Raw genomic sequence first — 17,012 nt, 5'->3', positions numbered from 1 at the left:
TGAGTTCTAGCGCGAACGCAGCTTCGTGCATACGTAGCTTGAGCGTCAAGTCACTTTGACTCAAGACGCCATTCTATGACGTGCAGCGTTTAAATCACCCGAAGCCGTAGTTTCGCGTGCATCGTCCGGCGCTTGAAGTAGACCGAATGGCTAACGTGCTTCACGCGCTCGAAATTCCGTTTTCCGGGCCGCTACAATGTCCCGAATACATCAGCAAAAGGACAGCCCCATGGACCTGATCATTCGGCGAGCCGTGCTCGCCCATTCGCGCGATCCTGTGGATATCGGCGTTAAGGATGGCCGGTTTGCCGCCATCGAATCGCGACTTGACGCGACGGCCCCCGAAGAAATCGAGGCTGCGGGCTCACTTGTCACAGCGCCGTTCGTGGATGCGCATTTTCATATGGACGCCACGTTGTCCTATGGGCTGCCGCGCGTGAACGCGTCGGGAACGCTGCTGGAAGGCATCGCGTTATGGGGAGAACTGAAACCCGTGCTCACCCAAGAGGCGCTGATTGACCGGGCAATGCAGTATTGCGATTGGGCCGTCGCACGCGGCTTGCTTGCAGTCCGCTCGCACGTCGACGTGTGCGACCCGCGTCTGCTCGCAGTGGAGGCGCTGCTCGAAGTGAAGCGTCGAGTAAAACCGTATCTCGACTTGCAACTTGTAGCGTTCCCACAAGACGGCGTTCTGCGAAGCGAGGGTGCGTTTGAGAACCTGAAGCGCGCGATATCGATGGGTGTCGACGTCGTCGGAGGAATTCCGCATTTCGAGCGCACGATGACCGATGGAGCCGAATCCGTCCGGCTGCTATGCGAGTTTGCGGCGCAGAAGGGTTTGCGCGTGGACATGCATTGTGACGAGTCCGACGACCCCATGTCGCGGCACATTGAAACGCTTGCGGCAGAAACGCATAGGCTAGGTTTGCAGGGCCGTGTCACCGGTTCGCACGTTACATCGATGCATTCCATGGACAACTATTATGTGAGCAAGCTGATTCCGTTGATCCGCGATTCCGGCGTGGCTGTGATCGCCAATCCACTGATCAACATCACCCTGCAAGGACGCGCCGACACATACCCGAAGCGCCGCGGCATGACGCGCGTGCCTGAACTGATGGCAGCAGGCGTCGATGTGGCGTTCGGCCACGACTGCGTGATGGACCCGTGGTATAGCCTCGGTTCGGGCGACATGCTTGAAGTCGCGCATATGGGATTGCACGTCGCACAAATGACGGGCGTGGATGCAATGTGTGCCGCATTCGAGGCAGTGACCACAACGCCCGCGAAGATTTTGGGCATTGAAGGATATGGAATTGCGGTGGGCAACAACGCGGACTGCGTGATGCTGGATGCGCGCGATCCTATTGAAGCAATCAGGTTGCGGGCTGCCCGTACCGCCGTACTTCGGCGCGGCAAGGTAGTCAGCCGAGCTCCTTCAATGCGAGCAAGCCTGAGCCTGGAAGGGCGTCCGGAGCAAGTCGATTTCCGGCTGGACAGATAGGAATGTCGGGGTAAAAAAAGCGGTCCCGGCTTGCGCCGGAACCGCCCTGCGAACTCGGGAGGCCTGCTCGATCAATGCGCAGCGGCAGGCGACATGCCGTTATGCCTCAACAGCGCGTCGATATTCGGCTCACGGCCGCGGAATGCTTTGAACGAGTCCATCGCTGGCCGGCTGCCGCCAACTTCGAGAATCTCGCGACGGTAGCGGATTCCAGTCTCAGCATCCAGCACCGATCCGCCGCCAACCGTCGCGGCTTCTTCAAATGCTGCATACGCATCGGCCGACAACACCTCCGCCCATTTGTAGCTGTAGTAACCCGCGGCATACCCGCCCGCGAAAATGTGCGTGAAGGTGTTGGTCCAGCGTGAGAAGGGCGCTTGTGGCACGACGTGGAAACGTTCGTTGATCTCGCGTGCGAAATCGTTGACGTTCGTGGCGCCTGCCGGATCGTAGTTGCTGTGAAGCTGGATATCGAACATGGAAAGGACGATCTGGCGCAAGGTGCCGAGGCCGCTCTGGAAGTTCTTTGCGGCCAGCATCTTGTCGAAGAGCTCACGCGGCAAGGTGGCGCCGGTGTCGACGTGACCGGACATGTCGGTGAGAACGTCCCATTCCCAGCAGAAATTTTCCATGAACTGCGACGGCAGTTCGACAGCATCCCATTCCACGCCGTTGATGCCAGATACGCCGAGTTCATCGACGCGCGTGAGCATGTGGTGCAAGCCATGGCCGAACTCATGGAACAGGGTGATGACTTCGTCGTGCGTGAAGCAGGCCGGCTTGCCACCCACTGGCGCCGAAAAGTTGCAGGTCAGGTACGCAACCGGCGTCTGTACCTTGCCGTCCTGACTCTTGCGGCGCGAGCGGGCGTCATCCATCCATGCGCCGCCGCGTTTGCCTTCGCGTGCATACAGGTCCAGGTAGAACTGCGCGACGAGTGAGCCATCCTTGTTTTCCACGCGGAAAAAGCGCACGTCCGGATTCCAGACGGGGGCTTCGTCGCGACGAATCGAAACGCCGAACAGGGTCTCCGTGACCTTGAACAAGCCCTTCAACACCGCCTCCTGAGGAAAATACTGCTTCACTTCGTTTTCGGAGAACGAATAGCGTTGCTGGCGCAGCCGTTCGGCGGCGAAGGTCGAATCCCACGGTTGCAGTTCGGGCATGCCCAGCTCGGTCGCGGCAAACGCGCGCAACTCCATCCAGTCCTGTTCCGCGTGGGGCCGCGCGCGCACTGCGAGATCTTCGAGGAACGAGACCACCTGGGCGGGCGACTCGGCCATCTTCGGCGCGAGCGAAACCTCGGCGAAGTTCTGGTAGCCGAGCGCGTGCGCTTCTTCGTCGCGCAGTTTCAATTGCTCGACCACGTTCGCCGTGTTGTCCCATTCTGGCTTGCCATGGCCGTAGTTCGGCCCCAACTCGGACGCCCGCGTCACATAGGCGCGATACATCGCTTCACGCAGCGGCCGATGTTCGGCGTATTGCATGACCGGAAAATACGATGGAAAGTGCAATGTGAATTTCCAGCCTTCGCTGCCTTCTTTTTGCGCGGCTTCGCGCGCCGCCTGGATCACGTCTTCCGGCAAACCTGCAAGCTCGCTTTCATTCGTCACGATGTACGAAAACGCGTTAGTGGCATCGAGGACGTGATCGGAAAATGCTTTCGATAACGCCGCCTGTTCTTCCTGCAAGCGCGCAAAGCGGGGCTTCTTGTCTTCCGGCAATTCGGCGCCCGACAAGCGGAAGCCACGCAACTCGTTGCTGAGCAACTTCTTTTGTTCGGCCGTCAGCGCCTCATGTTCCTTGCTCGCGGCGATCGCCTTGTATTTCTCGTAGAGCGCCAGATTCTGTCCAACGCTCGCGGAAAACTCCGTAACGCGTGGCAAATTTTCCGCGTGGGCGGCGCGCAACTCGGGGGTGTCGGCGACGGCGTTCAGGTGGCCAATGACGCCCCACGCGCGCGAAAGCCGTTCGCTCGCGCGCTCCACGCTTTCCACGATGTCGTGCCACGTCGCTGGCGTGTCCGGTGCGGCGGCGTGATCGACGGCGGCTTTCGCATCGGCGAGAAGCACGTCCAGCGCGGGCGTGACGTGTTCCGGCTTGATGTCGTTAAAAAGGGGCAGGTCGGAGAAGTCGAGCAGCGGGTTGCCGTGGACTTGGGACTGAGCGTGATTCGCGGTATTCGATGGTGTCGAACTGGACATGACTCTCCCGGTCTCGGATGAAAATTTCAAAGAAGAAACGCGAAGACGCGCCGCGAAACACGACGCGCCAAATCGGCGGTGATAAGTCTATTGTGGGGACGCCTTGGCCGATTCTCAAATCGTTTCTGACTACGGCTGCGATTGACGCAATGTGAGCGATCGTTGCGTGGAAGGAAATCAGTCGCGCTCTTGCTGCATGGCGCGCTCGGCGGCTTCGATGGTATTCACGAGCAACATGGTGATGGTCATTGGCCCGACTCCTCCTGGCACGGGCGTGATGAATCCGGCGACTTCCTTCACGTTTGCGAAATCCACGTCGCCGCACAGCTTGCCATTTTCGTCGCGGTTCATGCCTACGTCGATTACCGTGGCGCCTGGCTTGACCATGTCCGCGGTCAGGATGTTGCGCCGGCCGGTTGCCGCCACGACCACGTCTGCATTGCGGGTGAGCGCCGCGAGATTGCGCGTTTTGCTGTGCGTGATGGTGACGGTCGCGCCGGCTTCGAGCAGCAGCATGGCCATGGGTTTGCCGACAATGTTCGAGCGTCCGATCACCACGGCATTAGCGCCTTCGAGCGGGATCTGGTGGGCTTCGAACATTTTCATTACGCCGTATGGCGTGCAGGGGCGGAACAATGGCTTGCCGGTCATCAGGGCGCCGGCGTTCTCGACGTTGAAGCCATCGACGTCTTTGGCAGGCGCGATTGCTTCGATGACTTTATGGCTATCGATATGTTTTGGCAGTGGTAACTGAACCAGGATGCCGTGAATATTGGGGTCGTTGTTCAGGTCATCGAGACGGGCGAGCAGTTCGCTTTCCGTGAGCGATGACGGAAAGCGGTCGAATACGGAATGCAGCCCGTTGTCCTGACACGCCTTCACTTTGTTGCGCACATAGACTTCGCTGGCCGGATTCTCGCCGACAAGAACGACGGCCAGGCCGGGTTGCTGTCCGCGGGCGGTCAGGGCGGCGGCGCGGGAGGCGACATTGGCGCGAAGGGTTTTGGAGAGGGCGTTGCCGTCGATGATTTGGGCGGTCATGGAAGATTTCGGCGGGGGAAAGTCCGCCGCTTTTCGGAAAAGTGCGGGAGGGCAGGCTGCGTGACGCAGGACTGCATCAAGCTCAAATTATACCGGACGGCGTTTCACCGGCACGAAGGCTGCCGCTGACAAGGTGCTCAACGAGCCGGTTGCTCTAGCCCGAGAACGCTGGTGGCGAAGCGTGTGGATGTAGGGATACGGAGGGGAAGGGTTTCAGCTAACGGTGATTACGGCGGCAACGGTTCTTTTGAAGTCCCAAGCAGATGTACGTGCACGCTCGGGACACTTAAGAATTAGCGGTTGGAAGGCGTTTTCTTTGCTTCGTTTCTTTTTCGCCGTTGGAAAAAGAAATGAAGTCCCGCCACGGACAGTGGCTAACAGTGCTAAAGAGGAACAACGAACAGGGAATGCGCAAAGCCCTAAAAAGCAGAACCTCGGCCTAGGGCTGCCCAAGTCCATCAAAGCACCTGGGCGCCCATAAAACCCCCCTACTGCGCCTGCTGTGTCTGCGGCTTATTAGAAAGCGCGAGTCTCAACAAATCGGCGACGGTATTCACAGAAAGTTTCTCCATGATATTCGCCCGATGGGCCTCAACCGTCTTGATACTAATCCCCAGATCATCGGCGATCTGCTTATTAAGTCGCCCAGCGATAATCCGCTCCAGCACCTGATGCTCCCGCGCCGTAAGCTTGCCCAACCGCTCTGCCGCGGCGCGCTGCTGCTGCACGCTTGAACTCTCGGTCCGCGCCTTATCCAGCATGCGTTCGACCAGCTTCCTCAACTCGGCTTCATCGAAAGGCTTTTCGATAAAATCCATCGCGCCTTTCTTCATGGTCGACACGGCCATTGGCACGTCGCCATGACCCGTGACAAAAATGATCGGCAGCAGCGAATTCTCCGCAATCAGCTTTTCCTGCAACTCGAGCCCGCTCATGCCCGACATGCGCACATCGAGTATCAGGCACGAGATCGCGCCGGAATGGGCGATCGGGAGGTACGCATCGAGGTACGCTTCGGCGCTCGCAAAACACGAGACGCGGTAGCCATTGGCTTCAAGCAGCCAGCGCAAAGAATCACGCACGGCTTCGTCGTCATCGACGACAAAGACGGTTTCCTGAGTGGTGACTGTGCTCATAGCTCTCCCGTAACAGTTTGTTGTGTGGGTTGATGGCTGAGAGCCTCCGGTCCGCTATTACCCGGACCATCGGCTTCTCCGATTGGCAAACTGCAATGGAATGTCGCGCCCGTGACGTTTCCGGCGGTGTCGATATTGTTCACCACCCAAAGCCGTCCACGATGCGACTCAATGATCGACCGGCAAATATTCAGGCCCATGCCCATGCCGTCGGACTTGGTGCTGTAGAAGGGCTCGAACAGGCGCTCCGCAGTGGCTTCGTCCACGCCCGGACCCTGATCGACCACGCTGATGCAGACAAAACCGCCATCGGTACGCTGCACGATCACGCGGATCACCGGGTCGATGGCATTCGGCTTGGCGTCATGCATGGCTTCCGCGGCGTTCTTGAGCAGGTTCACAAGTACCTGTTCGATCAGCACCGGGTCCACATGGATCACCGGCATACGCGAACGGATCTCGGTCAGTATCCGGATCTTGCGTTTGCGCGCTTCGATTTCCGCGAGACCGACGGCGTCCGCGACGATATCGCTGACACGCGTGGGCTGACGCTTCGGCTCACTGCGCTTCACGAATTCACGAATGCGCTTGATGATCATGCCCGCGCGCACGGCCTGCTGCGCGGTTTTTTCAAGTACCGGCAACAGCGCGTCCTGCGTCATGCGGCCCGATTTCACGAGCGCGACGCAGCCCGAACAGTAATTGTTGATTGCGGCGAGCGGCTGATTCAGCTCGTGCGCGAGCGACGACGCCATTTCGCCCATCGTCATCAAACGGCTGGTGAACTGGAGCTTTTCTTCTTGCTGGTCGGCGAGTTCCTGCGCCTGCTTGCGTGTGGTGATATCTGTCGCGATCTGCATCTGCGCGAGATGACCGTCGACCCATTGAATGTACTGGCGGCGCACTTCGAACCACTTCTGGATGCCTTCCACATAGACTTCCTGCGCGTCCGACGTACTTTCGGTCAGCGCGGTGGCGGGCAGGCCGGCGTAGGTATCGACCATGTCGATGGAATCCGACGACGCCTGCGCCGTATCGAAACCCGCGCCCGCAAGCTCGAGGTGACCGTCCGGACGAATCCCGAACAAGTGCCGGTAATAGCGGTTCGCGAACAGCAGTTCGGCTTCGTCGGCTGCAAGCACGGACACGGCCGCGTCCAGGCTTTCGAGCACCGTCGTGAAGCGCTCGTGCGCGGCGGCGAGATCTTCGCGCGCGCGGCGCGGCTCTGTGATGTCGGTCATCGACGACATCCAGCCCGTCTGGCGTCCCGAACTGTCGATCAGCGGCGACACGTAGAGCCGTGCGTGGAAGAACGAACCGTCCTTGCGGCGCACGCGCAGCTCGAACCCGGACGAAGGCGCCTTGCCGCGCAGCGTCATGTCGAGTTGCCGCTGCATTTCCGGATAAGCGTCTTTCGGCCAGTACGGAAAGGGCGCCACCTTGCCGACGAGATCGCTTTCGTCCCAGCCCGTCATGCGGCAAAACGCGGGATTCACGTGCGTGATCCGGCCGTGCATGTCCAGCACACGCATGCCGATCAGCACCGAATTTTCCATGGCGCGGCGAAAGAACGCCTCGGCGTAAAGCGCTTGCTGCGCTTCAAAACGCTGGCGCGTGTGTTTCCACAGGCTCCACAAGCTCCACAACACAAAACACGACAGTCCGGCCACGAGCCAGACGAGTGTGTTGTTGGTGAAATTCGTGAGTTGCGGGTACGAATAAACGCGTACCGATACCCCTTGTCCCGGCGGGTCGAGCGGCAAGTCGTAGAACATGTCGCGCGGCAGACGCGGCCGGGTGGAGGTCGTGGCGAGTTCGCGATTGTTCAGGTCGGTAATGGAAATCTTGTACTTCGCGGAAAGTTCGCCGGGAATGTCGTGCTTGAGAATCCCTTCGATGGAAAACACCGCCGCGATCGAACCGAGGAATTCGCGGTCACGATAAACCGGCGTTTGCAACGTGATGTAGCCGTTGCCAATATCGTCGTAGAGCAGCGGGGAGTAGATCTGGCGGCGCGTGGTGCGGGCTTCGTCGAAGGCGGCCTGGACCGCGTCGTCCATTTGCGCGTCGGTCGGTTTCGCGAGCCGCGAGCCCAGCACGGGCAAGGGCGTATTGGGCCAGCGCGGCTTGTGCTGCGCCGTGTACCAGTTCATGTAGAGGATCTCGGGATGCCCCTGCATGATGTCGCCAGTCGAACTCTGGAATGACTGGGGATCGCCGTGACCCGACGCAATGTCGCGTGCAAGCGCCTGGATCTGTTCCTGCGCGCCGGTCATGGACAGCCGGATCTGCTGCTGTGCCCATGCGACATTTCGATACAGCGTGTCCTCTTGCTGCTGCTGCTCGCGCCGGTTGAGACTCCATAAAATGAGGCTCATCACGACGAGAAAGACCAGAATGGATATCAGCGGCGTGAGCAAATACGAGTTCGACCACCACGGTCCGTGGTGCCAGCGGGTCGGCGCCGTGTCGTTGAGTTTCTTCGACGAGCGGGCCGAGCGTGCGAAAAGCCGGTCGGTCAACATGCGCGCAATTGTAACGCAGCGAAGGACTGTTAAAAGGCGTAAAAAGGCTTCAAAACCTCGGCATTTGATCGCAAGGACACTAAACATCTCTCAAAAAGTCCTTATCCCACGGTGCGTTGCAGCATTTTTCCGCATTATGAGATTGACTCTCATGATTCGAAAAATTGCTTGCTTTACCGTTTAGAGCCTCTTTAGAATTGCCGCACGCGCGCTTGTCCCCATCGTTTTCCGCGGTTGATCCTGCGGTTTTCAACAAGGCTCGCGTCGACTGTTCACAGAGCGTTCCTCAAATCAGGAGACGAGCATGTCAGCTGTACCCGACGAAGTGATGAAATATGTCGCCAACGCCAAGGACGACGAAGATCCCCAGGAAACTGCCGAATGGCTTGAGGCTCTCGATGGCGTGATTTCGGCGGAAGGCCCGGATCGCGCGCATTACCTGATCGAAAAGCAGATCGAATTCGCTCGCGTGCATGGCGAACATCTGCCGTTTTCAGCCAATACCCCATACATCAATACGATCCCGGTTGCTGCGCAGGCGAAGATCCCCGGCGACCAGGACATCGAGCACAAGATTCGCTCGTACACGCGGTGGAACGCCATTGCCATGGTGCTGCGCGCGGGCAAGGACACGAACGTGGGCGGTCATATCGCTTCGTTTGCCTCCGCCGCGACGCTGTATGACGTCGGCTTCAACCATTTTTGGCACGCGCCGTCGCCCGAACACGGCGGCGATCTGGTGTTCGTGCAAGGCCACTCGTCGCCGGGCGTATATGCCCGCGCTTTCCTGCTCGGCCGCCTGAAAGAGAGCCAGCTCGACAACTTCCGTCAGGAAGTGGGCGGCGAGGGCATTTCGTCGTACCCGCATCCGTGGCTGATGCCGGACTTCTGGCAGTTCCCGACTGTATCGATGGGTCTTGGCCCGATCATGGCCATTTATCAGGCGCGCTTCATGAAGTACATCGATGCGCGCGGTATCGCCAAGGCGGGCGACCGCAAGGTCTGGGCGTTCCTCGGCGACGGCGAGACGGACGAACCGGAATCGCTCGGCGCAATCGGCATGGCCGGACGCGAGCGCCTGGACAATCTGGTCTTCGTGATCAACTGCAACCTGCAGCGTCTCGACGGTCCGGTGCGCGGCAACGGCAAGATCATCCAGGAACTCGAAAGCGAATTCCGTGGCGCCGGCTGGAACGTGATCAAGGTGGTGTGGGGCAGCCGCTGGGACTCGCTTTTCGCCCGCGATAAAACCGGTGCGCTGATGCGCCGGATGATGGAAGTGGTCGACGGCGAATATCAGACCTACAAGTCGGAATCGGGCGCGTACGTACGCGAGCATTTCTTCAACACGCCGGAACTCAAGGCGATGGTCGCGGAATGGTCCGACGAGGACATCTGGAACCTGAATCGCGGCGGCCATGATCCGCACAAGATCTACGCGGCTTACACGGAAGCATCGAAGACGAAGGGCCAGCCGACCGTCATCCTCGCCAAGACCATCAAGGGTTATGGCATGGGCGAAGCCGGTCAGGCCATGAACATCACCCATCAGCAGAAGAAGCTGCACACGGATCAGCTGAAGAAATTCCGCGATCAGTTCAAGCTGCCGATCCCCGACGACCAGATTGCCGACGTGCCGTACCTGACGTTCGAAGAAGGGTCGAAGGAACTCGAGTACATGCGCGCCCGCCGCCAGGAACTGGGTGGTTATCTGCCGGCGCGCCGTCAGAAAGCCGAGTCGCTGCCGGTGCCGGATCTGTCGGTGTTCGAACCGGTGCTGAAGGGCACGGGTCCGGGCCGCGAGATCTCCACGACCATGGCGTTCGTGCGGATCCTGAATATCCTGCTGAAGGACAAGGCGCTCGGCAAGCGGATCGTTCCGATCGTGCCCGATGAATCGCGCACGTTCGGCATGGAAGGCCTCTTCCGCCAGATCGGTATCTGGAATCAGGACGGCCAGAAGTACGTGCCGGAAGATTCCGACCAGCTGATGTTCTATCGTGAATCGGAAACCGGCCAGATCCTGCAGGAAGGGATCAACGAAGCGGGCGGCATGTGCGACTGGATTGCGGCGGCGACGTCGTACTCCACGCATAACGAGATCATGATCCCGTTCTACATCTTCTATTCCATGTTCGGCTTCCAGCGCATTGGCGACCTGGCGTGGGCCGCCGGCGACATGCGCTCGCGTGGCTTCCTGCTCGGCGGCACGGCCGGACGCACGACACTGAACGGCGAAGGCCTGCAGCACGAAGACGGCCACTCGCTGATGTGGGCGGCATCCGTGCCGAACTGCGTGAGCTATGACCCGACCTTCGGCTACGAACTCGCGGTGATCATGCAGGACGGTCTGCGCCGCATGGTGGCCGAACAGGAAGACGTGTACTACTACGTCACGGTCATGAACGAGAACTACGAGCATCCGGCGATTCCGCAGAGCGATTCCGTCGCAAGCGATATCGTCAAGGGCATGTACGCGTTCCGCAAGTCCGATGCCGATGCAAAAGCGCCGCGCGTTCAACTGTTGGGCGCGGGCACGATCTTCAATGAAGTGATTGCCGCCGCCGACCTGTTGAAGAACGACTGGAACGTCGCTGCTGATCTCTGGAGCGTCCCGAGTTTCACCGAACTGGCGCGCAATGGCATGGACGTGGAGCGCTGGAACCTGTTGCATCCGACAGAAGAGCGCCGTGTCGCTCACGTGACGAATTTGCTGAAGGACGCGAAGGGTCCTGTGGTTGCATCGACGGATTATGTGCGTGCACTTGTCGACCAGATTCGCGGTTTCGTGCCGAACAAGTTTGTCGTGCTCGGCACGGACGGTTATGGCCGTTCGGACACGCGCGAAAAGCTGCGCCATTTCTTCGAAGTCGACCGCTACTGGGTCACCGTCGCGGCGCTCAATGCGCTTGCCGACGAAGGCACGATCGACCGCAAGGTCGTCGCCGAAGCGATCAAGAAGTATGAGCTCGACCCCGCCAAACCCAACCCGATGACGGTTTAACGCATCGGCCCCCGAGTGTTGTTGCGCGAAGTCGCCCGGCCTTTGACTGGGCGATTTTCGTGTCGCGACCCAGGAGACAATAAACAATGAGTCAAGCGATCGAAGTCAAGGTGCCGGATATCGGCGATTACACGGACATTCCGGTAATCGAAGTGCTGGTGAAAGCGGGCGATACGGTTGAGAAAGAGCAATCGCTCGTTACGCTCGAATCCGACAAGGCGACCATGGACGTGCCGAGTTCGGCAGCCGGCGTGGTGAAGGAAGTGAAGGTCAAGGTGGGCGACAACGTGTCTGAAGGATCGTTGATCGTCGTGCTGGAAGGCGGCGAAGCTGCGGCTCCCAAGGCCGCCGAAAAGCCCGCGGAACCGGCCGAGGAAAAGGCGCAGGAAAAAACTACGGAAGCCGCTGCGCCCGCAGCCGCGTCAGGTGGCGGAGCGGTCGAAGTGAAGGTGCCGGATATTGGCGACTTCAAGGACATTCCGGTTATTGAAGTGAACGTGAAGGTCGGCGACAAGGTCGAGAAAGAGCAATCGCTCGTCACGCTCGAATCCGACAAGGCCACCATGGACGTGCCGTCGCCCACGGCGGGCACGGTCAAGGAACTCAATGTCAAGGTCGGCGACGCCGTGTCGGAAGGCACGCTGATCCTGGTGCTGGAAGGCGGCGCTTCGTCGCCCGCGCCGGCGCCTGCCGCAGCGCCCGTCGCGGCGAAGCAGGAAGCACCGAAGGGTGCCGCGCCTGCTCAAGCTCAAGCTGCTCCGGCGCAAAAAGAAGCGCCGTCCGCGCTCGCGCTCGCGCCGGCGATTCCCGCAGGCGAAGGCGGCACGCGCACGTCGAGCCATGCGTCGCCGTCCGTGCGCAAGTTCGCGCGCGAGCTTGGCGTCGACGTGTCGAGCGTTACCGGCACGGGCCCGAAGAACCGCATCACGCAAGCGGATATCACCGCGTTCGTGAAGGGCGTGATGACGGGCCAGGGCAAGGCGCCTGCGGCAACCGCGGCCGCCGCGCCGGCCGGTGGCGGCGAGCTGAACCTGCTGCCGTGGCCGAAGGTCGATTTCACGAAGTTCGGTCCGGTCGATCCAAAGCCGCTCTCGCGCATCAAGAAGATTTCGGGCGCGAACCTGCATCGCAACTGGGTCATGATTCCGCACGTCACGAACAACGACGAAGCCGATATTACCGACCTCGAAGCGTTGCGTGTGACGCTGAACAAGGAAAACGAAAAAGCCGGCGTGAAGTTCACCATGCTCGCGTTCGTGATCAAGGCGGTTGTTGCCGCGCTCAAGAAATTCCCGACGTTCAATACGAGCCTTGACGGCGATGACCTCGTGTTCAAGCAGTATTACAACATCGGTTTTGCCGCCGATACGCCGAACGGTTTGATGGTTCCGGTGATTCGCGACGCCGACAATAAGGGTCTCGCCGATATCGCGAAGGAAATGGCCGAGCTCTCGAAGGCCGCGCGCGAAGGCAAGCTGAAGCCGGATCAGATGCAGGGCGGATGTTTCTCGATTTCGTCGCTGGGCGGGATCGGCGGAACGCATTTCACGCCGATCATCAATGCGCCAGAAGTGGCCATTCTCGGCTTGTCGCGCGGCGCAATGAAGCCGGTTTGGGACGGCAAGGCGTTCGTGCCGCGATTGATCCTGCCGTTGTCGCTGTCTTACGATCATCGGGTGATCGATGGCGCCGAGGCCGCGCGGTTCAATGCCTATCTTTCTGCTGTGCTGGCGGATTTTCGCCGGGTAAGTCTGTGATTTTTTTTAGTGCCTGGCAGGCCGCTGATTGTGTGGTCTGCCGCGCTTCTCATTGAACTTGCCTCGCACTGCATCTTGTCAGTCGCCCTTCGCGTGGGCGGCACTTGTTTTCTTTGGCGATTGCCAAAAGAAGATAAGCAAAGAAAGGCAAGTCTGCCGACGGCAGAACCGATCGCTACGCTTTGCGTTTCAAGAGGGTTCTGCCAGCTTCCTATTTAGGGGACAACATGAGTCTCACCGAACTTAAAGTACCCGATATCGGCGATTTCAAAGACGTCGACGTCATCGAAGTCAATATCAAGGCCGGCGACGCCATCGAAAAAGAACAAGGCGTGCTGACACTCGAATCCGACAAGGCGTCCATCGAAGTGCCCAGCGACCTGGTTGGCACAGTCAAGGAAGTCAAGGTCAAAGCCGGCGATAAAGTCTCACAGGGCACCGTGATCGCAATCGTGGAAACCGCCGACGCAGGCAGCGAGAAACCGGCCGAAAAGCCCGCTGCTCCGGCAGAAACCAATGCCGAAACACCGGCACCTGCGCCGAAAGAAGCCGCGGCTTCCAAGCCTGCTGAACAGAAACCCGCAGGCGGTGGATCGCAGGACGTCAAGGTGCCGGACATTGGCGATTTCTCGGACATTCCTGTTATCGAAATCCATGTGAAGGCCGGCGATACGGTCGAGAAAGAGCAGTCGCTCGTCACGCTCGAATCCGACAAAGCTACCATGGACGTGCCGTCGCCCATGGCGGGCACGGTCAAGGAAGTGAAGGTCAAGATCGGCGACAACGTCTCCGAAGGCTCAGTGATCCTCACGCTCGAAGCCCAGGGCGGCGGTGTCAGCCAGGTCGAGGAAAAGCCGCAGACCGCCGCGCCGCAGCCCGCCGAAAAGGCGAGCGCCGCGCCCGCGCCAAAGGCTGCATCGTTCGCAGGTTCGGCCGATATCGAATGCGACATGCTCGTGCTCGGCGCTGGTCCCGGCGGGTACTCCGCCGCGTTCCGCGCGGCCGATCTGGGCATGAACACGGTCATTGTCGAGCGGTATGCGACGCTTGGAGGCGTATGCCTGAATGTGGGCTGCATTCCGTCGAAAGCCTTGCTTCACGCCGCATCCATCACCGAAGAAGCGAAGGCGCTCGCGCATCACGGCATCTCGTTCGGTGAACCGACGATCGATCTCGACAAGCTGCGTGACTTCAAGTCAGGCGTCGTCAAGAAACTGACGGGCGGTCTCGCCGGCATGGCGAAGGCGCGCAAGGTCCAGGTCGTGACCGGCGTTGGCAAGTTTGTCGGCCCGAATCACATGGAGATCGAAGGCGAGGGCGGAAAGAAGGTCGTGCAGTTCAAGAAGGCGATCATCGCGGCCGGTTCGCAAGCGGTGAAGCTGCCATTCATGCCGGAAGATTCGCGTGTGGTCGACTCGACCGGCGCGCTCGAATTGCGGCAGATTCCGAAACGCATGCTGGTGATTGGCGGCGGCATTATCGGCCTGGAAATGGCAACGGTATATGCGGCGCTGGGCGCGCAAATCGACGTGGTCGAAATGCTCGATGGCCTGATGGCCGGCGCGGATCGCGACCTGGTGAAGGTGTGGGAGAAGTTCAACGCCAAGCGCTTCTCCAACGTCATGCTCAAGACAAAGACGACCAAGGCGGAAGCCAGGGACGACGGCATCTACGTGAGCTTCGAGGGCGAAAAAGCGCCCGCCGATGCACAACGCTATGACCTCGTGCTCGTGGCCGTCGGGCGCAGTCCGAACGGCGGCAAGATCGGTGCGGACAAGGCCGGCGTGGCGGTGACGGATCGTGGTTTCATCAACGTGGACAAGCAACTGCGCACGAACGTGGAGCATATTTTTGCTATCGGCGATCTGGTAGGTCAGCCGATGCTCGCGCATAAAGCCGTGCACGAAGGCCATGTTGCCGCCGAAGCGGCGCATGGCGAGAAGGCGTACTTTGACGCGTTGCAGATTCCGTCGGTGGCCTACACCGATCCGGAAGTGGCATGGGCTGGCAAGACCGAAGATCAATGCAAGGCCGAAGGCATCAAGTACGGCAAGGCGGTGTTCCCGTGGGCTGCATCGGGACGCGCGATTGCCAATGGCCGCGACGAAGGCTTTACCAAGCTCATCTTCGACGAAGAGACGCACCGGATCATTGGCGGCGGTATTGTTGGAACGAGTGCGGGCGACCTGATCAGCGAAGTGTGCCTCGCGATCGAAATGGGCGCGGACGCGGAGGATATCGGCAAGACGATCCACCCACATCCGACGCTCGGCGAGTCAATCGGCATGGCCGCGGAGTTGTACGAAGGCGTGTGTACGGACTTGCCGCCGCAGCGCAAGAAATAAACGCTGGCGGTTGAACAATAGAAGCGGAGCATTCTGTGAAGAATGCTCCGCTTTTTGTTTTCCCAGGCCGCGCTTGCAGAGGCGACGGCACGTAAAAAAGCCGCTCCAACACGAGCTGGAGCGGCTTTTGACTTCTACGCCAGATTCATTTATTCACACCGGATTTTCCATGCGTGAATGCTTGAAAGACAGGTTTAAACGGTCTTCTTTACAGCAGCGCGCGAAGCTTGAGCTGTTGCTTGCGATGCAGCCTTCGTGGCGGCCGTAGCGGCTGCGTTGAAGTTGCTTTCGGCGATTTCAACGGCTTGCTTGCTTGCCTTGTGAATCGTTTCGTACGTGGTGTTGGCGGCGGTGATAGCCGACTTCATCACGGCGACAGCCGTTTCCGAACCTGCGGGTGCGTTCTTGGCGACGTTGTCGACAAGTGCCTGAACCTTGCGGTTTTGGTCTTCATATTGGGCTTCGGCAACGCGCGCAAATTCAGCTTGCGTGGACGATGCGATTTCGTACAGATGACGGCCATACGACAGGGCCTTCTCCGCGACCGGCTGAGCCAGGCTGGCTTGCAGTGCGAGCAGTTCTTGCGCATCTTTCACCGACAACACGCGTTGCGTGTTTTCCTGGCTCTCGGCCAGCGTCGACTTCACGACTTGCAAATTCAGCTCAAGCAGCTTTTCCATGCCTTCGAACGCCTTGTTCGTCAGACCGAACAGCGTGTCGAATTGGGCTTTGTTGGCGGCGGCGAATTGTTCCGGGGTCAAAAGGGTCATATCACGCTCCTGAAGGTCGACCCATCATCAACGCGGGTCGTGGGTTTTGTGGTGCCCGAGACCGGGCAACCTTATGAGGCGAACGGCTATTGGTGCGTCGCAACATGGAACCCATTTTAGGCATATTCCTAAAGTTGTCAAGTATCTTTTTGTGCGTCGCAACATCAGATGAAATCTTATTAAACAAAGGCTTACGTGAGCTCCCGGCCAGATATGGAACTATATTTCATTATCGCCTGCACCAGATTGGGGCGGGGTGCACTTGCGATTCAGATGCTAGGATTGCGTCTCAAAAAACTGGAATTTCATTTCAGTGAAGGGTTGTCGCGGTAACTGTTCGTGCTTCCATTTGCGCGCGAACGCCGCGCCAATGCGCGCGGCGCGCTTGGCTGTCGCGTCGTCATGGCGAATGGCTGTGACATCGTCTGCATCATCCCGACCACTCGGTCGCGGCGAGGTCGGAGAGTGGTGGAGCACGCCGCGCTTACCGGTTAACACCGGTATTTGAAAAGGTTTGAAACGCAGTACACCAAAAATGTTAAACAAACGTTAACATCCCGGATCGGCTGGATATCGTGAAATTTTGTATGAACAAAATGGGATGAGTACGGTCGAATTGCCGGTTGAGCTGTGGTACGTCATATCCAAAAGCTTCACTTCTGTCGTCGCACTCGCCTTTTACGAAATTATTCGCTTTCAACGTGGACGCCATGTTTTTGTGGACCC

The 17,012-nt window shown here is 59.3% G+C and carries 9 protein-coding genes and 1 pseudogene; 5 read left to right on the top strand and 5 right to left on the bottom strand.

What is annotated here, in order from left to right; genetic code table 11:
* Positions 1–229 precede the first annotated feature (229 nt).
* Positions 230–1,504, top strand: a complete 1,275-nt coding sequence (locus AWB64_RS01890) for an amidohydrolase family protein (RefSeq protein WP_060816919.1) — start codon at positions 230–232, stop codon at positions 1,502–1,504.
* Positions 1,505–1,575: 71 nt separating this feature from the next.
* Here AWB64_RS01890 and AWB64_RS01885 read toward each other — a convergent pair whose 3' ends face one another.
* The 4 genes from AWB64_RS01885 to fixL all read right to left on the bottom strand — a co-directional run bounded on the left by AWB64_RS01885 (position 1,576) and on the right by fixL (position 8,410).
* Positions 1,576–3,708, bottom strand: a complete 2,133-nt coding sequence (locus AWB64_RS01885; protein WP_060816918.1) for a M3 family metallopeptidase — start codon at positions 3,706–3,708, stop codon at positions 1,576–1,578.
* Positions 3,709–3,885: 177 nt separating this feature from the next.
* Positions 3,886–4,749 (bottom strand): bifunctional methylenetetrahydrofolate dehydrogenase/methenyltetrahydrofolate cyclohydrolase FolD, encoded by an 864-nt coding sequence (gene folD / locus AWB64_RS01880; RefSeq protein WP_060816917.1) that lies wholly within the window; start codon positions 4,747–4,749, stop codon positions 3,886–3,888.
* 488 nt (positions 4,750–5,237) lie between these two features.
* Entirely contained in the window at positions 5,238–5,885 is a 648-nt protein-coding gene (gene fixJ / locus AWB64_RS01875; RefSeq protein ID WP_060816916.1) for an oxygen response regulator transcription factor FixJ, read from the bottom strand.
* A complete protein-coding gene (gene fixL / locus AWB64_RS01870) occupies positions 5,882–8,410 on the bottom strand; it encodes an oxygen sensor histidine kinase FixL (RefSeq protein WP_060816915.1) in 2,529 nt (842 codons plus the stop codon). Before fixL ends, fixJ begins: the two co-directional genes overlap by 4 nt.
* Before the next feature lie 304 nt (positions 8,411–8,714).
* Here fixL and aceE point away from each other — a divergent pair, with 304 nt between their 5' ends.
* The 4 genes and pseudogenes from aceE to lpdA all read left to right on the top strand — a co-directional run bounded on the left by aceE (position 8,715) and on the right by lpdA (position 15,516).
* The gene (gene aceE, locus AWB64_RS01865; protein WP_060816914.1) at positions 8,715–11,414 is read left to right on the top strand and encodes a pyruvate dehydrogenase (acetyl-transferring), homodimeric type; all 2,700 of its coding nucleotides are present in this window, start codon (positions 8,715–8,717) and stop codon (positions 11,412–11,414) included.
* A gap of 86 nt (positions 11,415–11,500) precedes the next feature.
* Complete coding sequence (gene aceF, locus AWB64_RS01860) at positions 11,501–13,171, top strand: dihydrolipoyllysine-residue acetyltransferase (RefSeq protein ID WP_060816913.1); 1,671 nt, start codon at positions 11,501–11,503, stop codon at positions 13,169–13,171.
* A gap of 227 nt (positions 13,172–13,398) precedes the next feature.
* Positions 13,399–13,611 (top strand): annotated as a pseudogene (locus AWB64_RS32685) (biotin/lipoyl-containing protein); the annotation flags it as partial.
* Between the two features lie 168 nt (positions 13,612–13,779).
* Positions 13,780–15,516 (top strand): dihydrolipoyl dehydrogenase, encoded by a 1,737-nt coding sequence (lpdA, locus tag AWB64_RS01855; protein WP_060817167.1) that lies wholly within the window; start codon positions 13,780–13,782, stop codon positions 15,514–15,516.
* A gap of 194 nt (positions 15,517–15,710) precedes the next feature.
* On the opposite strand, the gene AWB64_RS01850 is transcribed toward lpdA, so the two are convergent.
* Positions 15,711–16,286, bottom strand: coding sequence for a phasin family protein (locus AWB64_RS01850; RefSeq protein ID WP_060816912.1), 576 nt, complete (start codon positions 16,284–16,286; stop codon positions 15,711–15,713).
* Positions 16,287–17,012 lie beyond the last annotated feature (726 nt).

The organism is Caballeronia sordidicola, assembly GCF_001544455.2.
Classification (GTDB): Bacteria; Pseudomonadota; Gammaproteobacteria; order Burkholderiales; family Burkholderiaceae; genus Caballeronia; species Caballeronia sordidicola.
This window is presented reverse-complemented; position numbering and strand designations above follow the sequence as displayed.